The sequence below is a fragment of the Mycoplasma sp. CSL7475-4 genome (assembly GCF_024834065.1).
Classification (GTDB): domain Bacteria; phylum Bacillota_I; class Bacilli_A; order Mycoplasmatales; family Metamycoplasmataceae; genus Mycoplasmopsis.
This window is the reverse complement of the sequence record NZ_JANUYA010000001.1, coordinates 126,190-152,013: the sequence shown is the minus strand read 5'-3', so window position 1 is coordinate 152,013 and position 25,824 is coordinate 126,190. Positions and strand designations below refer to the sequence as shown.

Genomic DNA, 25,824 nt, shown 5'->3' with positions numbered 1-25,824 from the left:
GCCCAAAAATACGCTAAAAAAAGCAAAAATCAATCATTTTTAACGTAAATAATAAATATGGTAATGTTTTTTTATATTATTATTTTCATAAATATGAAATTTTTTCTACATTAGGTATATATAAACCTATTTTTGGAGTTATAAAATCGGAATTTTTTTAGTTTAGTTATTTGGCTAAGGCGGCCGTAAAGTTCCACTAAAAAACCATATTAGTATAATAATAAACATTTATTTGTATTTGCTATAATATTTTTATGAAATACGCAATAATTGTAGACTCGTCTTGCACTTTAACTAAAACGCAAGCAAACGAATTAAACTGAGAATTTCTCCCACTTCATATTAATATAAATGGTAAAGAGTATAGAGATGGCATTGACATCAATTCAAACAACCTTTTTGAAATTTATGGCAAAAATGAAGAAGGCCGAACTTCTGCCGTTAATTTAGGTGAAGCCGAAGAGCTTTTAGATAAATTAACAAAAGAATACGAGAAAGTATTAATTTATCCTATTTCTAAAAATTTGTCTGGTACTTGTTCATCATTGACAATTTTGGCTCGTAATTACGAAAATGTTAGAGTGGTTCAATCTGTACAAGTTTTACAAATGATATTACTTGATTTAGTTTGGTTCGAACACCAAATGAGTATAGACCCAACAAAATTTGATGAGTATGTTGACTCAATGGAAAACGGTTGATACAGACATTCAATCACTTTGATCCCTAAATATAATAATTATTTAGTTAAAGGTGGTAGACTTCATCCAACAGCAGCCGCTGTTGCTAAGCTTTTCAAAATAATTCCAATGATTTGTTGAGAAGAAGGCTCATTAAAAAAAGAGGGTGTAGGTAGAACATTTAATAAAACTATTCTCAAAGCTATTGAGAAAAAAAGAGAAATTTTTCCTATCAATGAGGGCAAAGAGTTATTCACTCTCGCTTTACACTCATTTTCACCACAGCAAGAACTTGAAGAATTTGTCAATAATATTGAAAATCACTTGGGAGTCAAACCTTATGTTGATTTAATTGCTCCTGTTGTTGCTATGCACACAGGACCCGAAGCCTTAGCTGTTCTTGCTTTTGAATTGGACAAAAAAATTATTGAACTCTACAAAGAAAAAATTATTGAATTAAAAAACCGTTAGCACGGTTTTTTTGTTTATTTACCATTTTTTTATACTTTTATTTTCTTTAAAAAAGCAAAAAAGGTATAAAAAAATGGCAGGAGTGACAGGACTCGAACCCATAACACACGGGGTTGAAGCCCGTTGTTCTACCATTGAACTACACTCCTACGTAATTGCTTAAGTATTATAACAAAAAATAATAATATATAGATAAATTTCAATAATATTCGTTTTTTGCTTTTGTAATATAATTTCCACATGATAAATAAACTTAATAATAACACTATTGGACAAAAAATTAAATTAGTAAGTAAATCAAATTTAATTTACCAAATGATTTCGCTATCTATTTATTTAGCGTATTTTATCGCTTCAGGATTTAGTGTATTTTTAGCCTATTTACCTTTTGGTCCGACTTGACTAACATTTTTACCTTTAATCGTTGGGATTGCTACATTCCATTTAGGTTTTTTTGGTGCACTAGTTTCAGGTTTAGGATTTGGTATTTCTTCATTTATTGCGTCATTATTATTAGGGTTATTTTGATTTCAAAATGTTGATATTTCGATATTATCAAGAATTTTAGTCGGTCTAACTACCTTCCTTTTTTACTTTTTGTTAAATCTACGGAAAAAGCCAAAACTTTGAAAATTTGTGCTATTGGTGTTGATCGCTACAGAGGCAAATAGTGTTTTTGTTTTCGGTTCATTGTACTTTCACTCAAAATTTATTGGTGAATTGGTTGGGCTGCCAGATTTTAAAACAATATTAGCTCTTAACACTATTAATTTAATAGCCGAACCAATTTTTAACGTTATTATGGCTTCTCTTGTTTTCTTTCCAATATTGGCCATTAGAAAAAAATATGAACAAAGAAAAAACACTACTTGATAGTGTTTTTTTGCCCTTAATTTTAAAAAATTCAATAAATATAAAGGAGAAATAAATGAAAACAACTAAAGTTTATATTGATTTACACATTCATTCTCAAGATTCTAATAATACAGGAAGTACAATTTCCAAACACTCAGATGTTGAAATGTTACAGAAATTAATCAATAATAGGGTCCGTGTGGCATGCTTTGCCGATCATGACAATTTATTTGTTGAGAGTTATAATAGAAGAGTGGAGATAATAAAAGAAAAAGGATATGAATTAACTCTTTTACCAGGCTGTGAAATAAATTTATTAAATGGCGAAAAATCAGCACAAGCTATTCTAGTTTTTAGACCCGATCAAGACTTAAACCAGATCAAAAAAATCGTTAATAAAAACAAAATTAGCTATCGCAATATTTTCAATAAATTTGCCGACTACGATTTTATGATATTTCCACACACTGGAAAAGCAAAGGACATCATTAATCCCCTCGAACTAGAAGGATGCTATATCTCCGGTTTTGATAGTTCAAATCCCAAGAGTTCAAATTTAAAAAAAGCAATGAAATTGTACCCAGATGTTCCGGATGTTTATTTTAGTGATGTACACAACTGAAAAAAATACCCCTTCGATAACAACAACCATCGAACAGCTATTTCGTGAAAAAATGAATTAAATGATTCAAGAGAAATATATTCATACATCAAAAATGTTTTAAAAGACAAGACAAATGTTTTTAAATATTCTAAATAAGGAGGAAAAATGAAAAAATTATATTCAATTACTTTCAGTAATAAAGACGGCGACAAAGAAAAAACAATCAATTTCGGCAATGTAAATATTATTTTGGGTGAAAAAGGTTCCGGAAAAAGTACATTTTTGAGAATGATTGCCGAAACTATATTAAGAACCAAAATATTTAAAAAAGAAGATTTTGTTGAAAAAAGTTTCGGCTTAAAAATTAAGGAAGCAAATATCGACAATGAAACCAAAACTTGAAACTCTTTTTTGTCAATGAACTCTACTCCTACTGGCTATGAAAAGGCTTTAAAAGCCTTAAAAGAAAAATTTGAAGTTTACATCACACAAAACGATGATAGAAAAAAAGGTTTGGATGACATTTATTCTGATGATATTAAATCAACCAAAAAAAATGGTTATTCAACCGAATTACTGAACAAAATTAAAAAAGCAGGTTTTGAGTTGGAATTTGTTAAAAATGTTAGAATGCTAAATAATTCCATACGTGACTGAAATTCATTTTTTGGACAATCGAATAATTTAAATCTAAATGTAATTTATAAAGATATTACAGACAACAACGACGGTTCTTTATTGTGAAAAACAACTGATGCCAGAATAGATGTTAAAAAACTAGAATTAAAAGATGCAATAAGCTCTTTGCGTTCAACAGTTAGCAAATTGAGCGACCCAAAACTTTTAAGCACATCTATTGGTGAAAATAACTCATTTTTAAGTTCTTTGTTTGAAAAAGACAATGAAGAATTGCAACAAATTAATGAAGAAATATATAAATCAATTCAACGCAAAATTAATATTTATCAAAATGCAATTGAGAAAATTGAAAAATTAAACCAAACATTTATAAAGTTCAACGATGCGTACACGCAAGCTTCCAATTCGATTAGAGAAACGATGGAAGAAAATGAAAAAAATCAATCCGATTATGACAGATTGACAAGATTTTTCAAAGATATGCCATCTTATTTAAAAAACATTAAAAAGAGCTTTGATTTAGTAAATGGTCATAAAAATGAAGAAGTTGTGGATTTTGCAATCGAACCTGTTATTAATAAAGAATATAGTTCAATCACTTACTCAATTCCGCCTTTCGCTTTAAACGAAAGCGAAAAGGGTAAAATAATTAAAATTATTTCAACTTCAACCAGCAACACAGTTCCTAAAAATTTAATATCTTTAATCAAAAAACCCGAAGATTTCTCTGCTGATACCAGCCAAAACGCAATGGAAAAAGTTTTTGAAGAATGGGTCAAAACGCACCATAAAGTAAATGTTGATAATCAAATTTATGAAACTTTGTCTAATGGACAAAAAACATTATTCGGAATCAAAAATACAATAAATAACAGTAATCCATACAAGGAAACAAGTAATTTTCTACTACTAGATCAAATCGAAGACGACTTAGATAGTTGAACTATTATTGAAGAAATAATACCTTTATTGGAAAAACTGATTAGCGAAGATAAACAAATTTTTATTGTAACCCATAATGCGAATATTGGTACTCTTTTGGAAAATTCTACATCTATCACAGTTGATTTACGTGAGAGTGATTTTGAGAACAAATTTAAAATTAACGCAATTTACGACAAATTAAATACCGCCGAAACACGTTATTTAGAAGGCGGAATGTCTGCATTAGAAAAAAGAGTTCAAATAAATAAATCAAAATTGAAGGAGTTTAGCAATGAATAGTAATAGTTATATTGAAATTTCATACGGAAAACATGATATTGAAGGTGACCGTGTTGTTGTTTCATACACACGTGCAAAAAAAGGGGATAATTTAATAATACCTTTGAATAACACTGAAGGCGGTAATTGAAATACCGACAGTATTAGAGACTTTTTAACAATAATTGTTCAAGAAGAAAACATAGTTGATGGTGAAAAAAGTATTTTAGGATTGAGAAAAGATGAGACAATCCAAAAAATGCTTGAAAATAAACAAAATCGTACAGTAGCCTTTATCGTTAATTTATTCGAAATTTTTGTTAACTCATTTAACGCGGATTAATATCAATAATAAAACTAACACCCCAATGGTGTTAGTTTGTTTTTATTTGTCTTGTAATTCAAATAATTGTTCTAAATCAAACGAAAATGATTCGCTTCCTCTAATCTTAAATAAAACATTAGGATTAACAAAACCATTTCTTTTTTCTTGATTGCTAATTGGGTTTGAAATTCAAATCAATTGTCCATCTTCTTCGTAATTATTCGGGTTATTTTTTTCTCGCTCTACGCCGTCATTTTTCACAACTTTTTTACCTGTTATTGGGTCAACAACATAGGCTTTTTGACCTGAAGTAGAAACTGTGGCAGTAACCCCATCAACACGAATACTTCTGAACGGATCTGGTTTAGGGATTGATTTTGATGGGTTTGAATTTGCTTTTTTGTAATATTTAACAAAATCTCAATCATTGACACGTTTTTCTCTAGTTCGTGTAACTTTTGTATAAAATCCATTGTCATCAAAATTTTTATCGCTGTTATTATATACAGTGATATGTACGTGTGGCATTCAACCACCATTGGTGTCAGGAGTTCCTAAAAAACCAATAATTTGACCTTTTTGAACTTTAATTGGATTGATAACATCAATCTCTTTATTTGTTTCTATGTTTACAGCAATACTAAAGCTTTTGTTTCCTGTTGTATACTGAGATTGATGAATATTCAAATTGCTGTTATTCATTGTTGAGTTTGCGTCTAAATGAATAAAACCTATATACATTCATTCATCAAGTTCGTCAGTATTTGATACATTGAATTGTTTTTCAAATTCTGCCGGTGCTAAATTTAGCTCTGATTTTTTAACACGCATCATTAGAGTTGTCCCTGAAGCATCGGCATCATTTTTTTCTGCTGAATTTTGTTCTCTACTAAAAATTCCTATAATTTCGCCATCATAAGGCGCTGTTATTGGTGTGTATGCTGGCGCCAGATAATCTTCGCCGATATGTAAAAATGTTGGTACTGTGATTTTTGCACCATAAACTGCTCTAGTTGAATCGTAACCACCCGATAGCAATCTTGTACCATAGATATTGTAAATTGAGTCATTTACTTTTGACACGTCTTCACGTGTCAATGTATCAATTATAAAATTATATGCATTGACATTTTCTTCAACAAATTGATCTTGGAATGGGTTCGAATATTTCCCAGTACCGACTTTTTTGTTCAAAGTTACCTTAGAATCTCCATACGATACTTCTAATTCTAAAATACCGTTTCTTAAATCGATTGGTTTATAAGAAATTATCTTATAGTCAACCCCGTTGATTAGCGATTTTAAAGCAAAACTATTCTTGTTTAATTTTGTAAAATCGGCATTATAGATGTTGTTGTTTTTTATTGAAAACAACCCATTTTTATTCAATTTTTGTTGCAATAAAACTTGTTTTCAGTCATTATTTAATTGAATCTCTTTGTATATGTTGAAACCGATGTTTTCTTTACTTTCTTTAGTAGGCTGTCCGGTTTTTTTATCTGTTACAACTTTTCCGTTAGCAACTCTAATTGAAATTGTAATTTTGTCTAATTCAGGATTTTTTGTTAAATCTATTCCATTAACAAATATATTTATATCTTGGTTAGCAAAACCGTTTTTTAATTCTTCAAGATTAAAACCACTAATGTTGAATATACTATTTAACTGAGTTGTTGAAAGTTCATCAATATCATATTTGTTTAGTAATTCAATAAAGCCATCTTTTTGACTGTTATTGAAAGATATTTCAATAGTTTCTGGTATTATTTTTTGTTTTAATGATTTGTTTAATTGATTAATTTCTTGATATTTTTTTTGATCACTAGAACTTAATTTTATGTCTGGTAATCTAAATTCTAATCTGTGTTCTGTAAATAAATTTTTATCGTTGTCTGCAATGTTTGCTGGTGAAATTATTTTTATCGGTAATATGACATTATTAATATTTGACGGATCTAATTCAATATTATGATAATCAAATTTTCATTTCAGTTGATTAACCTGATCAGCATTCATTTGTAAATCATTAATTAAAATATTTTTGAAAGTTTCAAAATCAAAATCAAAATGTTTGTTTACATAATTATTTTGAATAAAATCTCTAAATTCAATTTTAGAACTCTGTGCTCCAGGAGTTTTAAACTTGAATAAATCAGCTACCCTATCATTGTATTTAAAATAACTTTGGATTGGCTCAATATGAAATGTAGTATCTAATTGAGTTTCGTTATTTTTTATAGTAGGGGTTGAATTTGTTTTGTTTTGTGAATTTTGTTTACCTTTATTTTTAGTGTCGTTTTTGTTGTCAACACAAGCTACCACAGCAAAGGGTAATGATAATGTTGGTATTAACAAAAGTTCTGTAATTTTTTTAATTTTCATTTTACTCCTTTAAAAGTTTAGGCCTGCACCTGAATTTTTTGTTATTCAAACTATCAACAAACCAAACACAATAGGAATTAAACCCGAAAGGACTGTAACTATTGAACTACTTCATAAACCTTGATATAAGTGTTGCAATTGAATTTTCATTTTTGTCTTTTTGAAACTAACACGAATAATATCAACTAACGAAAGGACTAAGTTCATAATCGTGAAAAAGATGTGAAAAGCATAATATCCAAAGTGTGAAGAAATGTATATTGTAAATCCTACAACTGCAATTGTAATTAAGGTTTTATCTCAATGTGTTGCCCCATAACTTGTCTGATTTATGTAATTCAATAGTGGAATGCACGCAGTAAATAACGAAATAAATATTGCCTCTTTAATTGCAAAATACCCAGGATGCTTGTTGGCTTTATTTCCGATGTTAAATATATTTATTAAATTTGTGTTCTTGATATTTTCGTTATCTTTGAAAAAGAATTTAAGTAGGTAAAAAATAGGAATAAATAATATAAAACCCGAGAGACCACCTAACATTTCCCCTAATATTAGGTAACCTACACCATCAAATATCGGCGAAAAGGTTTTTCGCGAAACATCAATACCTTGTAATATTGATTGTAATAGCACCACAATAGGATTTGCTAGTGCAAATGTTCTACGGCTCGACAGAAAGAAACTTCAAGATCATGGAATAACAAACATTAAAAGTGTTGCAAATGCGAATCCGAATGTCATGTACAACTTGTTATTTTGTTTTTTATTTATATTGGCTAAAAAAATTCATAAAGATACAAAGAATATCAATGTGAAAACCGCAATAAACTCATACATGAATCCTGTTGTGTTTCATTTTGTAGATAATAGTTGTTTTGGCGTCATTTTTATCTCCTTTTATTTTTTTGTGCTACTTTATTATATAAATACAGTCAATATTAATTCTGTTTCAAAACACAAAATCCTTATTAACATTTTTTTCTCAATAATTTTGCTAATAAAACAAAATAACTTTTTTACTAATTCAATTTAAAATCAATACAAAAAGTAAAAAAATATGATATATGAAAACATTTCCAAAAACCAGCATTAAAATGTGTATTTTATAGACCCAAAAATTATAAAAATATTTTCACTTTTTAACCTGTGCAACTTATTTTCTAGCTCTTGATTCAATAAAAATATACTCAAAAATATTGCCAAAAATTAAGTGTTTTATATACAGATAAAGCAAACAATTTTCATCACAAAACTACTCAGATATATTTTTGCTATGAAAAAAAACGACATTGTATATAATAAAAAAGCGTTTTAGTATTAATATTTAACTAAGACTTAATATATAGGAGGTTATAATGAGTTTAAGAACATACCAACCAAACAAAAGAAAACACGTTAAAACACACGGTTTTCGTGCAAGAATGGCTACTGCTGGTGGACGTAAAGTTTTAGCAGCAAGAAGAGCTAAAGGTAGATCAAGATTGACAGTATCAGACGCAAATTAATTAATCTAATCAAGGTTTAGAAATGAAAAAACAATATAGATTACAAAAAAGTTGAGAATTTGACAGTGTAATCAAAAATAAACAGCAAGTCATAAATAAATTTTTAATAGTTTATTACCAGCCTGCTCAAAGTTTTAAAGTCGGCATTACTGTTCCAAAAAAATTTTGTAACGCCGTATATAGAAACTACTATAAAAGACAACTAAAGTCAATAATTCATTCTTTAAATATGTATGATTTAAATTTTCACTTTGTTGTTATCTTAAGAAAAGATTTTTTAAATCAAGACTATGATACAAAACACAAAACAACCGAAAGGTTATTTTCAAAAATAAAATATGCAAGATAGATCAAAAAATTTTGATTACTTTAAGTCAAACAATGATGCAAATGGATCAAAAAGAAATAAAGATATTCGCAAAAAGGTTTGATTAATAATTAAAGTAATTCTTTATGTTTTATTATTTGCTTTAACTCTTACAGGGTGTGTGCAAACTATGGTTGTCAAAAGCTCTAATTTTACTGGAGCTGGTACCGAGTTTTACATGTCTAAAGACCGTATAGCACCTAGAGTTGCTACATTCGAAAGAGCAAATAAACCAAAAAACGATAAAGTTTTAGTCAAAGGTGAATTTTACGAATTAAATAATTCACCAGAAATAAACTACCATTTAGCTTACAAAAATTACAAAGATGTTTTACAAGATTTAAGAAACCAAGTCGGTGAAAAAAATTACGGGCTATCAGGTGTTAAAACATCTTCTATTCAATACTTATTGCCTAATGGCGAATTTGTTGAAACCAAATACGATCAAAGCAGCATCAAAAATCCACCAATTGTTAGAGGTGAAAATGGAAACTATTTATTTACCACATCTCATCTAGTTGATGCTTCTGATTACAATTCTATTTACAACGAATGAACTGCTTTTTCAGTCTTAGATCCAGATTTCCAATTTTCTAATTTGTTTAAACAAAGCGAAGATGGATATGTTGTTAATAGAGATGCTTTAGCAATGAAACACCCAGATAATAAAGAACTTGTGTTAAAAAACGCAACATTATTTAGTGTTTTCAATAGTCAAGATGGTTATAAAACTTCAAGAGCAAAATACGCTCGTGATGTTCTAGAATTCTTGTACCGTAATACATTTTTAGTTCAAAACAATGTATATCAAAGAACATTCGGTACAGAAACATATGAAACAATTATGACCAAAATTTTAGACGGTGATATTGATAAAATTAGTTCTGAACAATTTACTGTATTAAACAATTACGATCGTGTTGTTAAAAAATACTTAAGTCAAACTAATTTAGATAAAACTATTTCTAAACTTCCCTTATTGGACAAAAATGGTGTTCAAAAATATGACAAAAAAGGAAATTTAGCCTACTCTCAATTAAGTAGTGAAAATTCAGTTTTAGGATCACCTTTTTCAGTTGATTTAAATAAAGATTTAGTTTTTTCAGCTAGTGAACCTCAAATTCCATTCTATTCATTTAAATCAACATTATCATACGGACCTTTCTTCTCTTTTGTTATCTATCCAATTGCAGCATTAACTATTGCTATTAGAACTCCAATGCCAGTGGCTGACGGATGAAGTACAATACTTGTTATTGTAATCGCTGTTATTGTTACACGTTTAATCGGTTTAGCAATTACATGAAAAACAACTATGTCGCAAACAATGCAAGAAGAATTACGTGTTAAAAAAGCAAAAATTGACGCAAAATACGCTGAATATAAAGGCAATAAAGAAATGAGAATGAGACAACAACAAGAAGTCTCAGAATTGTACAAGAAAAACGGCATTAGCCCAATGGATTCAATTCTATCGTTAATCATCTCAATTCCTATCTTTATCGCTATGTGACGTGTTATTCAATCTGTACCGGAATTAAAATCAACTACCTGGTTAGGCTTTGATTTTGCTGCCATTTCATATAAAAGATTATTTGCTGGAGAATGATGATACATATTCTTATTATTAATCACAGCAGGTTCTCAATTAATGTCAATGTTAGTTCCTAAATTACTTAATAAACGTAATACCAAACATATGACAATCGAACAAAAACAAGCAATGAGAAAAAATGATAAGACTCAATGAATTATGATGATTGTGTTCTTGTTCATTACATTAATTTTCTCTGCTGGTGTTCAAATATATTGAGTAGCAACAAACTTGTGATCAATAGCTCAAGCAATTGTAATTCACTATTTACGTAAAACAGAGTTTTTCCGTAAAAGATACAACAAAAAGATAAGAACTTAATAATTTATAACGAGGTTATCTCGTTATTTTTTTACGCATTTTTAAAGGGTTGCAATAGTGGTAAAATTGTAATATACAGAAAGCAGGTATTATGAAAATTTATAGAATAAAAGAAACAAATCCTTATATTACTTTACCTTTAGAAAATATAATATTAAACGACCCTGATGTGACCGGGGATGTGTTGATTTTGTATCAACACGATAACGCAATAATCATTGGTAACAACCAAAACGCACACGAAGAAATCAATAGACAATATGTTATTGATAAAGACATTAAATTAGCACGTAGAAAATCTGGTGGTGGAGCCGTTTACCACGATATGGGAAATATCAACTTTAGCTTTATAACCGATTACAACAAACAAAGTGGTTATGAGAGATTTCTAGCTCCTATTATTGCCTTTTTACGTTCATTGGGCTTAGATGCAGAATTCCACGGTAGAAACGATATACACGTAAATGGAGCAAAAATCAGTGGAAATGCCCAATATTTAAGTAAAAACAGAATTGTTAGTCACGGAACAATTTTATACAATGTTGATTTAACCAAACTTTCTAACGCCTTAAACCCAGCTCGTATTAAATACGAGTCAAAAGGTATTCAGTCAGTTAGAGCTCGTGTAACAAACGTTTATGATGAACTAAAAGAAAAAATGGACGTTGAAGAATTTATTACAAGACTTATTCAATACTTTGTTGAAAATTACGATGTTGAAGTTGTAGAAATACCTTACAAAAAATATCAAAAACAATTGGACGAAATGTATAAAAAAGTTAGTTCAGAAGATTGAATTTTCAATAAAGCAGCAACATTTACGTTTAGAAATGGCGATAAATTCAAGGGTGGAATTGTCAATGTTAAAGGAAACATTGAAAAAGGAATAATTAAAGAATTGAGATTCGAAGGTGATTTTTTAAGTAAAAAAGATGTTTCTGAAATTGAACCATTATTTGTTAATTTACCACTTAAAGAAGAATCTTTAAAAAATGTTTTTTCGAACATCGAATTAGATGAATATTTTGGCACTGTAACACAAGAAGAATTAATAAAATTAATTTTAGGTTAAAATGATACGAAAAACAGTACAAATAAAAGAAGAAACAATTAGTTATTTAGTTGATGAAAAAATAGGCAATATAGTTGTTTTATTTTTACATGGATTTGGAGACGAAGCAATCCGTGCGTCAACTTTATTTAAAAACGAAGACAGAATGTACTCTATAATTGCTCCCGATATGCTTGGTTGTGGTCAATCAACAAATAACCACAAAAACATAACTATGGAATACTACTCTCAAATTGTAGAAGAGTTTATCAATACATTATTACCAGAAAAACGTCTATATATCGTCACCCATTCGCTAGGCACAATAAGTGCACTTTATAACGCAATTAAAAATCCTAACATTATTCAGATTTTTGCTGTAGCTCCTCTAATGCCGCGCGATGAGGACGGAAAAATGAAACAAAAAAGAATTAAATGACTTCTTCCTACCAATGGCGAAGAATTATATGATTCGCAATTAAAATTGTTTTGTGAACACGATAATTCATACATCATTCAGGAAAATGTTAAAAACAAAATAATGAACACTGGTGTAGATTTCTACAATCATAGACATTCAACTTTTGCTGAATTAGCAAACGAAATTGTAGACGGGTCATATGTCAAAGAAATTTACAGTCAATATTTCAAAAATAAACACGATTTTATGGCCTTTGTTAGCGTTAATGATGAATATTTTGACTATCCAGCTTCAAAGAAATATCTAGACCTTTATGATATCAAATCGGTTGAGATAAACGATTCAGGACACGCTATGTTCTATAAAAACACACCAAGAATACATAAATACATAAATAATTTCATTCTTAAAAAAGAAGGTTTTTATTAAAAAAACAGTCACTAAAAATTAAAACAAAAAATTAGACCGAGATCTGTAAAGATCCTGGTCTAATTTTTGTCCTAACTTAGTATTTTCTTGGACGTGTTTTTTTATTTCTTACACTAAGTGGACATTTTGTTTTTTACACAGCAATTTCAATGCGTGTTATAGAGTTTTTTTATTGTTTTTTCAATAAAAATATATAATGAGAGACGCTCAATCAAAATCAATAGATTTTAATCATATATCACAATAATGAAAGGAAAATATGGATTTATTAAAGCTATTTATATTAGATTCTAGCCATCCTGTTTCTGCTTGATTTGCTTTTATATTTGGAGTTTTATCAGTAATTTTAACAATATCGGTTGGAATCCCACAATTTGTTCATTTAATCAAAACCAAGAAGACTGAAGACGGGACAAAATTCTATTCATTTTGAATGTTCTTCACAGGGGTTGTAGGTTGAATGTTGATAGGTGCATGAGACCCTAGTCAAGTTAAAATGACTGCAACAATGTTTGCCAACCTTGTATCTTCATTTATTTTATCTGGAACCATATTTTTATCTTACAAGTATTCATCAAAGATAAAAAAACAAAAATTTTCTATACCAGCACTAATAATTTCGCTATCAATTTCTACACTGGCTGCTTCTTTATCGATTTGAGGTTATGTTGCTAACAAACATATGCCAGTAAAATTAATGTCAGTTGTTATATTGATATTCCCAATGCTAACATCTTTCAGTTTCTTACCAGGTGCAATTAAATCGCTAGAAGAAAAAAAATTCAGCGGTATGTCAAAAGGAATGTTATTTACATTGCTTTTCATTAATATAATGTGACTTGGATACTGAATATTTTTAGGTATAAACAGAGGCGATTTCGACTCAAACATTTTAACAAGTATCGTTTGACAATCAATATCGTTATCAATTTACTCATCACAAGTATATTTAATGATTATCACCAGAAAATAATTCGAAACCACACAAGCGTGTGGTTTTTATTTTAAAAAAATCAAACACAAAGAGTGTTTGATAAAGATATTAATTTTCTTGTTTTTTAATGTAATAAATAGTTGAAATAATCGTCACTGCCATTCCAGGATAAATTTTTGTTCCTCTGCCTTGAGGGTGTTTTCCGTTAATTCTGATTCTATTTAAATTATCGCCAATAAAGTATTTAGCTTCACTTCCGGTAGATATTAAACCAACTAATTTAAGCAATTGGCCTAACGTAATAAATTCGGTATTAATATAAATATTTTTTATCATTTTATCTTCTTAAAGGAGTGATTAATTGTTTAGATAATTTATTTGAATTAGAAACAATCAATATTTTTTTAACAGTTTGGTCAATTAATATTGATAATTCGTCATCAAATACAGAAATAGCGTCTTTCAAGAAGTTGTAATTAAGATCTAATTCTAAATCGTCACCTTTGAATTTAAAGTTTTTTGTTTTAGCAACCGAAGAACCTATTTCAGCAATATTATTAGTTATTTGAAGAAAATCAGCAGTAACTTTTAATTCAATTCTATTTTGTTTGTCACCATTTGCGATTCAAACTTTGTTTAATAAATCGTTCAATTCATTTTTGTTTATTTGGATTGTATATTTTATATTCATTTCTTTAAAAATAGGTTCTGTATCTTTAAAAGGCACCGACACAATTCTTGAAATAATTGTTGTGTTGTCGTATTTAACACCAACTTTAATGTCATTGTAAAAGAATGTTATTTTTTTGGGAGCATCCGCACCAACAATATCTTTTAAATCTTTTGCAACAACCGAAATGTCAACATCTTCATCATTTAATAAAGTTGTTTTCATTTGATAAAGAGCAAGTCTATATGAATCGGTAGCAGTGAAATTTATGTGCCCATTTTTATATCTCATATTGATACATCTATAAATTAAGTTATTGTCTTGACTAGAAGCGTGAGTAACTGATTTAATTGCTTTTTTAAATTCGTTTGTATCAAATTCTATTTGCTTTGTGTTTAATAAATTATCAGTTATCGGGAAAGATGAAGCATCTAATGTTGAAATTTGATATCTTGAATTTCCTTCGTGTATGTCCAACAACCCATTAATAGATTTATTCATGGTTATTTGCCCTGATAGTTTTTTGATAATATTTTTAAAAATGTTTGCTTGAATTAAAAATTCACCTGTTTGTTCAACTTTAATATTAACATCATCGACTGGAATTTTTTTAACTATACTTGTTGAATCATTTGCTGCTTTTAAGGTAATAAAATCTTCAGTTAAATTAATATAAATTCCCCTAAAACTGTAAAAAGTACTAATAGGGTCTACATATTTTGAAACTACTTCTAACGCATCATCAAAAATTTTTTTATTAATATGGAATTTCATTTTTTCTCCTTAATGATATAAATAATATATCTTGTTGATTTGTTGATAATTCACAATTATTTTACTTTTTCCCCTTGTAATAAGAGAGATTAGTAAAATGAATAAATGTTGTTATATTGTTAATAACTTAAATAAATTTGTGGATTTCATCGGAAATGTCTGACAATGCTCGTTCATATGACATATCTCCTCTTTCCTTTTGAAACTCAACTTTTTTCACTGCATTTACTACGGTCGAGTGATCTCTATTTCCGAAAATTTCACCTATTTTAATTAATGAGAATTTCAATTCATCTCTAATAATGAACATAGCAATATGACGAGCAATAACAAATTCTTTTTTTCTCGACTTACCGAGAATATCTTTTTTATGAATTTTGTAATATTTTGCAACATGTTCTATTACAGAATCTGGAGTCACATCCTTATTATTACTTATTTCTGAAAGAATTTTTTTAACAATTGCGTAAGTGTATTTCGAATTTGATTTAGTTTCTATGTCATTTTTATAATAATTTAACATATTAACAGCCCCAATTAATTTACGGATAGAATCTAAAAAGTTTCTTGCCATAAATTTTTTAGCCTCGTCTTCCCAATTTTCAGGAGAAATTTGGTTTTGTATCAAGAAGTGGTTTAATAAAATTATTAAATCATCTTGCTTCATAGGATTTATTTTAAGTTGTAATCCAGCTGTTATTCTAGTTAATAATCTTTGGTCAAACATTGTATTTAAGAGTCTTGAATCTTTATCAGAAGTAAAAATTGTTAATTTATTTGAAATTATTCGATTATCAACTATTTGATTTATAGCCGCTAAAGTACTTTTTTTGTTACCTTGTCCGTAATTTTGGAAGTCATCAAACATTAAAACATCAACTGAATAATATTTTTGGTATCATTCTTTGATTTTTTCTTGTTTGTTGTCTTGTAAGATCATAGTCGCTTCAGTAACAAAATCGATCGGGTTTAAATAAATAACACTTATATTTTTCTTTTCTAACTCTAAACCTACAGCGTTTAGCCAATGAGTTTTACCTAACCCTGATTTTGAAGAAATAAAAACAGGTGTATATAAGAAGTTTCCGTCAGCGATTAATTTACCAATTTTTATGACTTCACGGTTAAAATCAGATTCAACATAGTTTTCGAAAGAAAATTCTTTTTTAAATTGAGAATTTGTTTTGCTCGTGAAAATTGTTTGATTTTTTATCTCAAAAACATCATTTTTATTTTCTTTTGTTTCAGAATTTAATGCCTTTTTAGTTTCTTTTTCCTGTTCGATTATGTCAAATCTAAAAGTTACTTTACGATCAAAAGTTTCACTTAAAGCTTTGATTATTTTTTCTTTATAATCTCTTCTTAAAAAGTTCAAACTATCGCCTTTTAAATCAGTTATCATAACAACTTCGTCATTTTCGATATCATAAATTTTTACTCTTGTAAAAAAGCTTTTTAAAATCATCTTATCATCGACGATGTTGTTTAAGTTTTCTGAAAAGGTTTTGTTCAAATAGAGAATTTCGTTGTTGTTTAAAGTTTTTTTTGTCATATTTATTCCTTCATGGTGATTAAATGATAAATTAATTTCTTTTAATTATCCAAAAATAGTTATTAATTTTAGTTATCAACATAAAAAATAAGGTTTTAACCACAACGAAAACACTTTAAATTAAACAATAAAATAAAAAAACACGTAATTTTTATCAACATGAAATGTTATGTGGATAATTTTGTGTTTATATGCATATTAAATGTGGTTTAAGAAATAAATATTAACGGAGTTATCCACATAAAAAAACTAATTACGAACACTATAAAAATATGTTGCTGCTTGCTAAATATTCTAATTTTTTCAAAAAAATTAAAAATTAATATAATGTTAAATATGAACTACGATAACAGATTTAATAAAAGCAAAAATACCGAAAATATTAAGACCGAAGAAGTGATAGGATCATTTAAAAAAGTTTTATCAGGTGGAGAGAGTGTTGATTGAAGTTATACATTAGCTTCTTTTCAATCAGATGAAGGAAAACACATCACAATTTATATTAAAAAAGAAAAAATTAAATTGATGACTCCATATAAAGTGACTTTAACAAATAATCACAGTGCAGCTTACAAAAATAACAAGATTTTAGTTTTTTTAGAAATAGCTAAACCACGAACATCTTTAGAAATTAAAAAAGTAATTTCTCGCTCTGTTCCAGGTGTTGGACCAAGAACAATTCAGAAATTAGATGAAAAATTTGGAGAAGATTGACCAGAAAAATTTCAAAATGAGCCAGAATATTTTCAAAGTAAAATTACCAGCTCAACTTTTGAATCGCTATCAAAATATTTTGATGAACTAAAAGACAAAAGTTATGCCTTTTTTGTCAAAAACGGTTTACAAAAACTTTATGATGTTTTGAAAAAGGATTTTCCTGATTTGAATTTACTAGATTATTTTGCACAAAACAATCCATACAATCTTGTTATTGATGATAATTATGTTTTTGACGAAATTGATAAGTTGTGTCATTTGCTAGAGCTTGATACATCACAAGAAAGACTAAAAGCCTTAGTTTTCTCATCAATTGAAAAAATTATGTACAACGGAAGTACTTTGGTATCAATTAACGACATCGAAAAACAAGTAGCTAAATCAGCCATATACAACCAAGCTGATTTATATGAAGCAATTCAATCATTGATAAATGACAATAAGCTTATTTTTGATGAGCGATTAAAGTTGATTACGACATATAAAATGCGTGAAAAAGAAAAATTCATTGCTGCAACTTTAATAGCTTTAAGAAATAAATCAACAAACACAAAAAATAATTTAACCTTAAATACTTTATCGCCGTTGCAACAAGAAGCTTTTGACAAAGCGGTAAGTAACAAAATTTCTATAATTTCTGGTTTTCCAGGCACCGGTAAATCGTATGTCATCAAAGCAATTATTGACTTTTTTAAAGAAAACAAAATTTATCGTAAAAAATCAGATATTGCTGTTGTAGCACCAACAGGAAGGGCTTCTATCAACATTAAAAATAAATTAAATGTTGAGGCTAAAACAATTCATAGTTTCTTTAAAATTGGTGACAATTCACTTAAAACAAATTTATCTTCTTCTTCAACCGAACTTGAACATAAATTACTGATAATAGACGAATTTTCAATGGTAAATACTGATATTTTGTATTTAGTTTTAAAAAATTCTCCTAATCTTGAAAGATTAATACTGGTCGGGGACGCTGATCAATTACCCTGCATTGGTCCAGGTAATATTCTTGCTGATCTTGTTGATTCAAATGTTTTCCCATTGACTAAACTAATTGAAATTTTTAGAACTGATAGTAAAGAAATTCCTGACCACTTTTTGAATGTAAAAAACAATCACGGTATTGAGTTGAATGAAAAAAATACATATTCATATAGCGAAAAATCAAAACCTATAGAAATATCAGAGGCTAATGAATATGATTTTCAAAAGCAATTAGTTGAAATATATCAACAAAAAGTCAACGAATTTGGTATCGACAATGTTGCTGTTTTACTGCCAATGAATAACACGCCAAATGGTATTGTAAAAATTAATAAATTATTACAAAAATGAAACAAAGCGAACAATTTTAACAATGATAATGAAGTGGAATACAGAAGCTTTGGAAGCGCTGAAAATCCTAAAATTTTTTATCTAAAAGACAAGGTTGTACAGGGCGAAAATGATTATGAGTTAGATGTTTACAATGGCGAAATCGGGTATATTAAATCATTTGATGGTAAAAAAATAACTGTTGACTTTTTATACAAAGAAATTGTTTATGAAAAAGAACAATTCAATAAATATATCTCGTTAGGTTATGCTGTAACCGTTCACAAATTTCAAGGTTCAGAATCTAAATCAGTAATTTTTGGTGTTTTAAACGAATTTGAGAGAATGCTGGACACAAAATTAATCTATACAGCCGTTTCACGAGCTCAAAGTAATTTAGTTTTACTTGGTGATATGCAAAAATATAACTATCGTATTCAACAACATAAAAACAATAATATTCACACATCCTTAACTGAATTTTTAAAGAAAGAAGGTGTTTAATGAAACTAATCGTAGGACTTGGAAACATAGGTAATGAGTATAAATTTACTCGCCATAATGCTGGTTTTTTGGTTATAGATAAATTAATCGAAAAAACAGGAATTAAATTAAACAAAGATAAATTCAATGGTAAATTTGGGCTTGGTGATGGTTTTATTATTGCTAAACCATCAACTTACATGAATAAGTCAGGTGATTTCATTCAAGCTATATCTAATTTCTATAAAATAGACAGCTCAGATATTATGATAATTTATGATGAAATGAATTATAAATTAGGTCAAGCGGCAATAAAAATAGGTGGCTCAGCCGGTGGACATAACGGAGTGAAAAGCGTATTACAACATTATCCATCTAATGATTTTAAAAGACTTAGAGTTGGTATAGGCAGAGACACAAATGTTGAATTAAAAGATTGAGTTTTGAGTAATTTTTCAGCAATTGAAGTTGGAATTATGGAAAAAGTATGTTCTGTTGCTGCTGACGCTGCGCTATCTTTTGTGTTTAACGATATCAAGACAGTTATTGATAAATTCAATAGTGAAAACAAGTAAAAAAGTAATTGCCGTTAGTGGCGGACCCGACTCAATGTTTTTATTGAATTGGTGCATGAATGAATATGGAATAGATAATATAGTTGTTGCGAGTGTTAACTATAAAACGAGAAAAAATAGTGATTTTGAAATTGAGTTAGTTAAAAAATATTGTCAAAAAAACAATATTATTTTTGAATCAATTGTGTGTGATAAGCAGTATGCTGAAGGAAATTTTGAAAATTGAGCACGAAATCAAAGATATGACTTTTTTAAGACTATATACATTAAATATAATTGTGATTTATTAATTTTAGGGCATCACAAAGATGATTTTATTGAGACTGCACAAATGCAACTTGAAAGCAATAGGTTTCCTGATTTTTTAGGAATAAAATCAATAAATTTATTGAAAAATATGAATATTTATAGACCTTTTGTGAATAAATATTTCAAAGAAGAAATTGTTGAATTAGTTCAAAAAAACAATATTCCATTCTGTATTGATGAGTCTAATTTTGATATGAAATTTAAACGAAATTTAATAAGAGACAACAACAGATCATTGAGTAAACAAGAAAAAGAAAATATCTATCGGTCAATACTTGAAAAAAACAAACAATTAACTTTTGAAAAAAATGAAGTCGATCGTGAATATAATGATTGAAAAAATTCATTCTATACTCAAGATTTTTTCCAATCATTAAAATATAAGAAAAGACTGATCTATAAATACATTCACACTCATTTCAATGAGGTGAAACTATCAAGCTCAAAACTAGAATCAATCATTGAATGATATTTATCTAAAAACAGAACATCTTCATACTTATTGAAAAAAGACACAAGAATAAATAAAAAGTCAGGAAAATTACTAAACTAGCAATCCTGATTATTCTATATAATATATAAATATGTAAATAAAAGAAAGGAGACATATGAATAATACTAACGAAAACAAACCTAAAAAGAATGTAACATGAATTGTTATTACTGCTATTATAGTTGCTTTAGCAGTTGGTTTACTTGGGTATATGTTGTTCCAAAAATTCAAACCTACACCCCAAAATATTGGTATTAATGACTGATATGCTCAATTAGCTCAGTCAATCAAAGACCCAAATCAATATGTAAATAACATTGATGTACAAACTTATGAAGGTAAAATAGTTTATTCTTTGATTAAAGCAGGAGAAGAGTTTAAATACAGCGTTAATGTTGGCCGTGATTTGGTCGATTTAACAAAGGATACGCCTAGCTCGTTTAAACAAGCTGCTGGTTTACCATTAGACAAAACCTTCACGCTTTTTGAAGCTTTAAATAAAGCGGGAAGTCATCTAGAACAATCTAATTTAGTTCTACCGGTTATTACTTCGACTAAAAAATCTACTCAAACACCTCTGCTTTACATTATTTTAGAATCAACATTACCACTAATAGTATTCATACTAATTGGTTGATTCTTAATGCGTCCATTATTTAGAGGCACAGGTGGAATGATGGGTGTTATCGGTGAAGAAAAAAACCCCGCAACAAAAATCAAAAGTGATAAAAAATTCAGTGATATTGCCGGTAATAAAGAAGCTATTGAAGAAATATCGGAAATTGTTGACTATTTAAAAAATCCTAAAAAATATGCCACAGCTGGCGCTCGTATGCCACACGGTATTCTATTAGGTGGTCCTCCCGGAACGGGTAAAACTTTATTAGCTAAAGCTACAGCCGGAGAAGCTAATGTTCCATTTTATTTCATTTCTGCATCTAATTTTGTTGAAATGTATGTTGGTTTGGGAGCTAAACGTGTTAGAAGTGTTGTTGCTGAAGCACGTAAAAATGCACCTGCTATCATATTTATCGATGAACTTGATGCCATTGGTCGTACAAGAGGAGCCGGTTTAGGTGGTGGTCACGATGAAAGAGAACAAACTTTAAACCAATTACTTGTTGAAATGGACGGTATGAAGGAAAATAACGGGTTGTTATTCTTCGCTGCCACAAACCGTACTGATGTTTTAGACCCAGCTTTAATTAGACCAGGTCGTTTCGACCGTCAAATTACAGTTGGCTTGCCAGATGTTAAAGAACGTGAAGAAATTCTAGAATTACACGCTAAAGGCAAAAGAATTTCACCAAATGTAAAAATGTCTAATGTTGCTAAAAGAACACCAGGTTATTCGGGTGCTCAATTAGAAAACGTTATTAATGAAGCGAGTTTATTAGCCGTTAGATTCGATCATCAAGTTATTACTTTAGAAGATATTGATGAGGCAATCGATAGAGTAATGGCTGGACCTGCTAAAAAGAATAGAGTTATTTCTAAAGAAGAATTAACAATGGTCGCTTACCACGAGGCTGGTCATGCGGTAGTAGGAATCAAAGTTCCTGGTGGTAATAAAGTGCAAAAGATAACAATAATCCCACGTGGTCAAGCAGGTGGATATAACCTAATGACCCCTGAAGATGAAAAATACAATATGTCTCGCAATGAATTAATTTCAATGATTACATCGTTCATGGGTGGTCGTGCAGCTGAAGAAATTATTTACGGTGCCGACAACATTTCGACCGGTGCGAGTGATGATATTCAAAAAGCAACTAAAATTGCTCGTAAAATGGTTGCCGAATGAGGAATGTCTGATTTAGGTCCAATTCAATACGAAGCTGATGAAGGCTCTCCATTCTTAGGTAGAGATTATTTAAAATCTTCGACATTTTCACCTGAAATTGCTAAAGAAATTGATTTAGAAGTAAGAAAAATTGTGTTAGATGCAAAAAATAGAGCTGTCAAAGTAATAAGCAAAAACAAAGAATTACTTGAATTAATTAAAACTGCTTTATTAGAAAAAGAAACAATTGTTGCTGAAGAAATTGAATATATTGCTAAAAATATGAAATTGCCTCCAGTTCAACAAAAAGATGAACTTAACATTGAGAATCTTTCGATAGACGATGTTTTAAAAGAAGCAAACTCAACAGAAGAAATAACACAATAATTTAATTGAAAAATTGACGAAGCCCGTCAATTTTTTTATGTTAATCAATTGTTAGTGTTGAATTATGCACTTTCAACATTATCTTGTGAATTTGCAATTATGTCTTTAAGAGCTGCTCAAAGTTTTGTGAAAGCGCCATAACCGTATTCTCTTGTTCATCCACCATACATTGCGTTACCTGGAACTTGAACATAAACTTGATTTCAATCTAGTCCGGTTAAAATAGCTTCGTTTTTACCTTCTCTTGTTACTTTAACACCTTTTGCGGTTCCTTTAAAGTCAGTGAAAAGCTTTTCAACTTCTGGTTTTTTAGATCATTCGACATTGACTGAGTTTTTTTTCTCTGGTTTATAGGCATCGTCAAAGAAATCATTGAAATCATCACCGATTTTCATAACAACTTTTGTAACAACGGCATCACCAGCACCGGTTTGAGCTTCACTGAAGTTTCAGCCAGTTGTATTGTCGCTTACAGCATTCATTCTTTGGTTTTTAGATGTCGCTTTGCTATTTGCTGTTCCGTTTTTGAATTTTTCAATCGCTGTTCTTCAAGGTGTTTTATCGTATGTTATTGTGTCACCCTCGACTGAGCTGATTGGCTCTACACCTGAACATCAGAACATTCAGTCATGAACATATTCTGGTTTTACACCAGCTTTGATTAGGTTTTTCTTAATACCAGCAACAGAAGCTTCTAATTGTCTAATACCAGAGTTAAACAATACAATTCCACCGTTCTCAAAAACATGATTGATAAAGTTGATAGCACCTGCAACAGCTCTTCTGTTTCCTTTTGCATCCACGGCATCTTTTTTATCTTCGATAAATCTACCATCATTTTCTAAAACTACTGCTGTTTCAGTATATTCATTAACAAACACTGTTTCGTCAATATCCATAAACACAACAGGAATTGCTTTACCTGCATCAGGATTAGTTACAAGTCCTGTGTCTGAATTAACTTTTGTGTAGTCAAAACCATCAATGTTTTGTGTTTTTAGGTTATCGTATGCTTGTGTAGCTAATGCGTATGCTTGTAGAGAAGCTAAACGTTGCTCAGCTGAATTCATGTATCAAACTAGAGAGGCCACAATTCCAGCGCCTGAATTTAATTTAGCAATTAAGTCAGCTTTTTCGTCAACACTTAAATTTAAGCTCGAAATCAATTTAATTTGATCATTTTTCGATAACGATTCAATTTTTTGTTTTAATTCGTCAGCTGTGTTCACATTGCTTTTTTGAGTGCTTTTGCTGTTATTGCAAGCAACAGTTATTCCAGGAATTACAGTACTTATTGCTGAAAGTCCTAAAATAAATTTAAAATTTTTTTTCATAATATTCTCCTTTGAAAATTCAAAGGTATTATACTAAATATTTAATTGATGCTTTGGGCGATAAAAAATCAGAAGACATACGCTTCTGATTTTTTTGTTTGTTAAGCTCCTGTTGTTGTAGTTGTTGTTGTAGTTGTTGGTGTAGTTGGTTGAGCAGGAGTAGTGGTTGGAGTATATCTTGGTGTGTCTTCTTTGTTGTCTAATGAATTTTCAACTATGTTTTCGATTTCTTTTCATAGTTTTGTAAATGAACCGTAACCTAAACCTCTATTTCATCCACCATACATTGCATTGCCTGGAACTTGTAAGTTAAATTGATTTCAGTCTAAGTCAGTAATAATAACTTCAGGAATTTTTTTATCGCCTTCAGTTGTGTAGTTTACTGTTACTTTAATTCCTTGTGCACCGTCAATGTTTGTAAATAGTTTTTTAACTTTTTCTTGTTCAGCAAATTCAACATTTTTGTCGTTACTTTTTAGGTTTTTGTATGCTTCGTCATAGAAATCGTTAAAGTCATCACCGATTCTCATTATTACTCTAGTTTTTACATGGTGACCACCTTGACCGTTTTGTGCTTCTGCAAAATCTCAGCCGTCTGGGTTATCACTTACAGCATTCATTCTTTCGTTTTTAAATGTTACTTTTTGGTGTTTTAAGCTTGCTTTTTCACCTTCTTCATCTTTTGAGAATGTTTTGAATTTATTAATTGCTGTTCTTCAAGGTGTTTTGTCGTATCTAACTGTTCCATTTTCATTTGAAAGAACTGGTTGTACACCTGAACATCAGAACATTCAGTCGTGAACATATTTTGCTTCAACACCAGCAGCAATTAAGTTTTTCTTAATTCCTTCTATTGATGCTTCTTGTTGTCTAATACCTGAGTTAAACATTACGATTCCACCGTTTTTAAAAACGTGGTTGATAAAGTCGATAGCACCTGGAACTGCTCTTCTGTTTCCTTTTGCATCCACTGCATCTTTGTCTTTTTCAATTCAGTCACCGTTTTTTCAACCTTTTAACATGTAAGCTTCCATGTATTCGTTAACAAATACTGTTTCATCAATATCCATGAATACAACTGGTACATATTTACCTGCAGCAGGATCATTTACAATTCCTGTGTCTTGTTGTAAAGCTGTGTAATCTAAATGGTCGCTGTCAGCGTGTTTAGCTTTAATGTTATCAAAAGCAATAGTAGCTAATTTATATGCTTGTTCAGCTTGTAATCTATTTTCGGCTGATTTCATATATCAAGCCACAGCACTTGCAGCACCAGCTTGGTATACGAAACTTTCTAATAATTTAGCCATTTGAGAGTCATCTAAACCTAATTGTGTTGCAACTTTAATTCTTTCTTCAGGTTGAAGTGTAGTTAACTCACCTAATAATCGTGTAATTTTTTGTTCAGTTGTTTCATTTTTTTGTTTTGGTTCTTCTACTTTTTTGTCATTTTGACATGAAACGACTGACGCAGGAACAAGTGCTAAGGCTCCTGCAGATAATAATCACAATTTATTTTTTTTCATATAAACTCCTTATTCAATTAAATGAACGCTTAAATTATATATTTTTATCAACCTTTTTCCTTAAATACATAAACAAAATTGTAGTTTTTTTGAGTTTTATTGTTTTGTTTCATAAAAAAA

Annotated in this window: 22 protein-coding genes and 1 tRNA gene; 15 read left to right on the top strand and 8 right to left on the bottom strand. The window is 29.4% G+C overall.

All coding sequences use genetic code 4. From position 1 onward, the window contains the following. Window positions 1-254 precede the first annotated feature (254 nt). Window positions 255-1,151 carry a DegV family protein gene (locus tag NXS15_RS00590; RefSeq protein WP_259289937.1) on the top strand — a complete coding sequence of 299 codons (897 nt, stop codon included), beginning with the start codon at window positions 255-257 and terminating at the stop codon, window positions 1,149-1,151. Between the two features lie 74 nt (window positions 1,152-1,225). On the opposite strand, the gene NXS15_RS00585 is transcribed toward NXS15_RS00590, so the two are convergent. Then, window positions 1,226-1,300 (bottom strand) — tRNA-Trp (locus NXS15_RS00585). A gap of 91 nt (window positions 1,301-1,391) precedes the next feature. Here NXS15_RS00585 and NXS15_RS00580 point away from each other — a divergent pair. Genes NXS15_RS00580 through NXS15_RS00565 form a run of 4 tightly spaced genes read left to right on the top strand, consistent with a single transcriptional unit; the run spans window position 1,392 to window position 4,795 of the window. Then, window positions 1,392-2,027 (top strand): hypothetical protein, encoded by a 636-nt coding sequence (locus NXS15_RS00580; RefSeq protein ID WP_259289936.1) that lies wholly within the window; start codon window positions 1,392-1,394, stop codon window positions 2,025-2,027. Between the two features lie 52 nt (window positions 2,028-2,079). Beyond that, window positions 2,080-2,766, top strand: coding sequence for a hypothetical protein (locus NXS15_RS00575; protein ID WP_259289935.1), 687 nt, complete (start codon window positions 2,080-2,082; stop codon window positions 2,764-2,766). A gap of 9 nt (window positions 2,767-2,775) precedes the next feature. After that, window positions 2,776-4,473, top strand: a complete 1,698-nt coding sequence (locus NXS15_RS00570; protein ID WP_259289934.1) for a hypothetical protein — start codon at window positions 2,776-2,778, stop codon at window positions 4,471-4,473. Further along, entirely contained in the window at window positions 4,466-4,795 is a 330-nt protein-coding gene (locus NXS15_RS00565) for a hypothetical protein (RefSeq protein WP_259289933.1), read from the top strand. Before NXS15_RS00570 ends, NXS15_RS00565 begins: the two co-directional genes overlap by 8 nt. Before the next feature lie 42 nt (window positions 4,796-4,837). Here NXS15_RS00565 and NXS15_RS00560 read toward each other — a convergent pair whose 3' ends face one another. Both NXS15_RS00560 and NXS15_RS00555 read right to left on the bottom strand, forming a co-directional pair. Beyond that, window positions 4,838-7,159, bottom strand: a complete 2,322-nt coding sequence (locus NXS15_RS00560) for an MSC_0775 family lipoprotein (RefSeq protein WP_259289932.1) — start codon at window positions 7,157-7,159, stop codon at window positions 4,838-4,840. Between the two features lie 9 nt (window positions 7,160-7,168). After that, window positions 7,169-8,047, bottom strand: a complete 879-nt coding sequence (locus NXS15_RS00555) for an MAG4940 family membrane protein (RefSeq protein ID WP_259289931.1) — start codon at window positions 8,045-8,047, stop codon at window positions 7,169-7,171. Window positions 8,048-8,517: 470 nt separating this feature from the next. Between NXS15_RS00555 and rpmH the strand changes: the two genes are divergently transcribed. The 6 genes from rpmH (at window position 8,518) to NXS15_RS00525 (ending at window position 13,823) form a co-directional block, all read left to right on the top strand. After that, the gene (gene rpmH, locus NXS15_RS00550; RefSeq protein ID WP_259289930.1) at window positions 8,518-8,667 is read left to right on the top strand and encodes a 50S ribosomal protein L34; all 150 of its coding nucleotides are present in this window, start codon (window positions 8,518-8,520) and stop codon (window positions 8,665-8,667) included. A gap of 22 nt (window positions 8,668-8,689) precedes the next feature. Next, entirely contained in the window at window positions 8,690-9,016 is a 327-nt protein-coding gene (gene rnpA / locus NXS15_RS00545; protein ID WP_259289929.1) for a ribonuclease P protein component, read from the top strand. Beyond that, a complete protein-coding gene (gene yidC / locus NXS15_RS00540) occupies window positions 9,006-10,949 on the top strand; it encodes a membrane protein insertase YidC (RefSeq protein WP_259289928.1) in 1,944 nt (647 codons plus the stop codon). Before rnpA ends, yidC begins: the two co-directional genes overlap by 11 nt. A 91-nt stretch (window positions 10,950-11,040) precedes the next feature. Further along, complete coding sequence (locus NXS15_RS00535) at window positions 11,041-12,021, top strand: lipoate--protein ligase (RefSeq protein ID WP_259289927.1); 981 nt, start codon at window positions 11,041-11,043, stop codon at window positions 12,019-12,021. 1 nt (window position 12,022) lies between these two features. Beyond that, the gene (locus tag NXS15_RS00530; protein ID WP_259289926.1) at window positions 12,023-12,850 is read left to right on the top strand and encodes an alpha/beta hydrolase; all 828 of its coding nucleotides are present in this window, start codon (window positions 12,023-12,025) and stop codon (window positions 12,848-12,850) included. A gap of 259 nt (window positions 12,851-13,109) precedes the next feature. Further along, window positions 13,110-13,823, top strand: coding sequence for a PQ-loop domain-containing transporter (locus tag NXS15_RS00525; RefSeq protein ID WP_259289925.1), 714 nt, complete (start codon window positions 13,110-13,112; stop codon window positions 13,821-13,823). A gap of 69 nt (window positions 13,824-13,892) precedes the next feature. Here NXS15_RS00525 and NXS15_RS00520 read toward each other — a convergent pair whose 3' ends face one another. The 3 genes from NXS15_RS00520 to NXS15_RS00510 all read right to left on the bottom strand — a co-directional run bounded on the left by NXS15_RS00520 (window position 13,893) and on the right by NXS15_RS00510 (window position 16,780). Further along, complete coding sequence (locus NXS15_RS00520) at window positions 13,893-14,120, bottom strand: RNA-binding S4 domain-containing protein (RefSeq protein WP_259289924.1); 228 nt, start codon at window positions 14,118-14,120, stop codon at window positions 13,893-13,895. Window position 14,121: 1 nt separating this feature from the next. Continuing rightward, window positions 14,122-15,228 carry a DNA polymerase III subunit beta gene (gene dnaN, locus NXS15_RS00515; protein WP_259289923.1) on the bottom strand — a complete coding sequence of 369 codons (1,107 nt, stop codon included), beginning with the start codon at window positions 15,226-15,228 and terminating at the stop codon, window positions 14,122-14,124. Window positions 15,229-15,355: 127 nt separating this feature from the next. Then, a complete protein-coding gene (locus NXS15_RS00510) occupies window positions 15,356-16,780 on the bottom strand; it encodes a DnaA ATPase domain-containing protein (protein WP_259289922.1) in 1,425 nt (474 codons plus the stop codon). Between the two features lie 336 nt (window positions 16,781-17,116). Here NXS15_RS00510 and NXS15_RS00505 point away from each other — a divergent pair, with 336 nt between their 5' ends. From NXS15_RS00505 to ftsH, 4 genes are read left to right on the top strand one after another with little or no spacing between them, the layout of a single operon-like run. Further along, window positions 17,117-19,318, top strand: a complete 2,202-nt coding sequence (locus NXS15_RS00505; protein WP_259289921.1) for an ATP-dependent RecD-like DNA helicase — start codon at window positions 17,117-17,119, stop codon at window positions 19,316-19,318. Further along, entirely contained in the window at window positions 19,318-19,872 is a 555-nt protein-coding gene (gene pth / locus NXS15_RS00500; RefSeq protein WP_259289920.1) for an aminoacyl-tRNA hydrolase, read from the top strand. The genes NXS15_RS00505 and pth overlap by 1 nt, the downstream gene beginning before the upstream one ends. Next, window positions 19,859-20,734, top strand: coding sequence for a tRNA lysidine(34) synthetase TilS (gene tilS / locus NXS15_RS00495; RefSeq protein WP_259289919.1), 876 nt, complete (start codon window positions 19,859-19,861; stop codon window positions 20,732-20,734). Before pth ends, tilS begins: the two co-directional genes overlap by 14 nt. Before the next feature lie 55 nt (window positions 20,735-20,789). After that, a complete protein-coding gene (ftsH, locus tag NXS15_RS00490; RefSeq protein WP_259289918.1) occupies window positions 20,790-22,844 on the top strand; it encodes an ATP-dependent zinc metalloprotease FtsH in 2,055 nt (684 codons plus the stop codon). Between the two features lie 62 nt (window positions 22,845-22,906). Here ftsH and NXS15_RS00485 read toward each other — a convergent pair whose 3' ends face one another. After that, complete coding sequence (locus tag NXS15_RS00485) at window positions 22,907-24,178, bottom strand: HAD family acid phosphatase (RefSeq protein WP_259289917.1); 1,272 nt, start codon at window positions 24,176-24,178, stop codon at window positions 22,907-22,909. Between the two features lie 101 nt (window positions 24,179-24,279). After that, window positions 24,280-25,704, bottom strand: coding sequence for an HAD family acid phosphatase (locus NXS15_RS00480; protein ID WP_259289916.1), 1,425 nt, complete (start codon window positions 25,702-25,704; stop codon window positions 24,280-24,282). Between the last annotated feature and the right edge of the window lie 120 nt (window positions 25,705-25,824).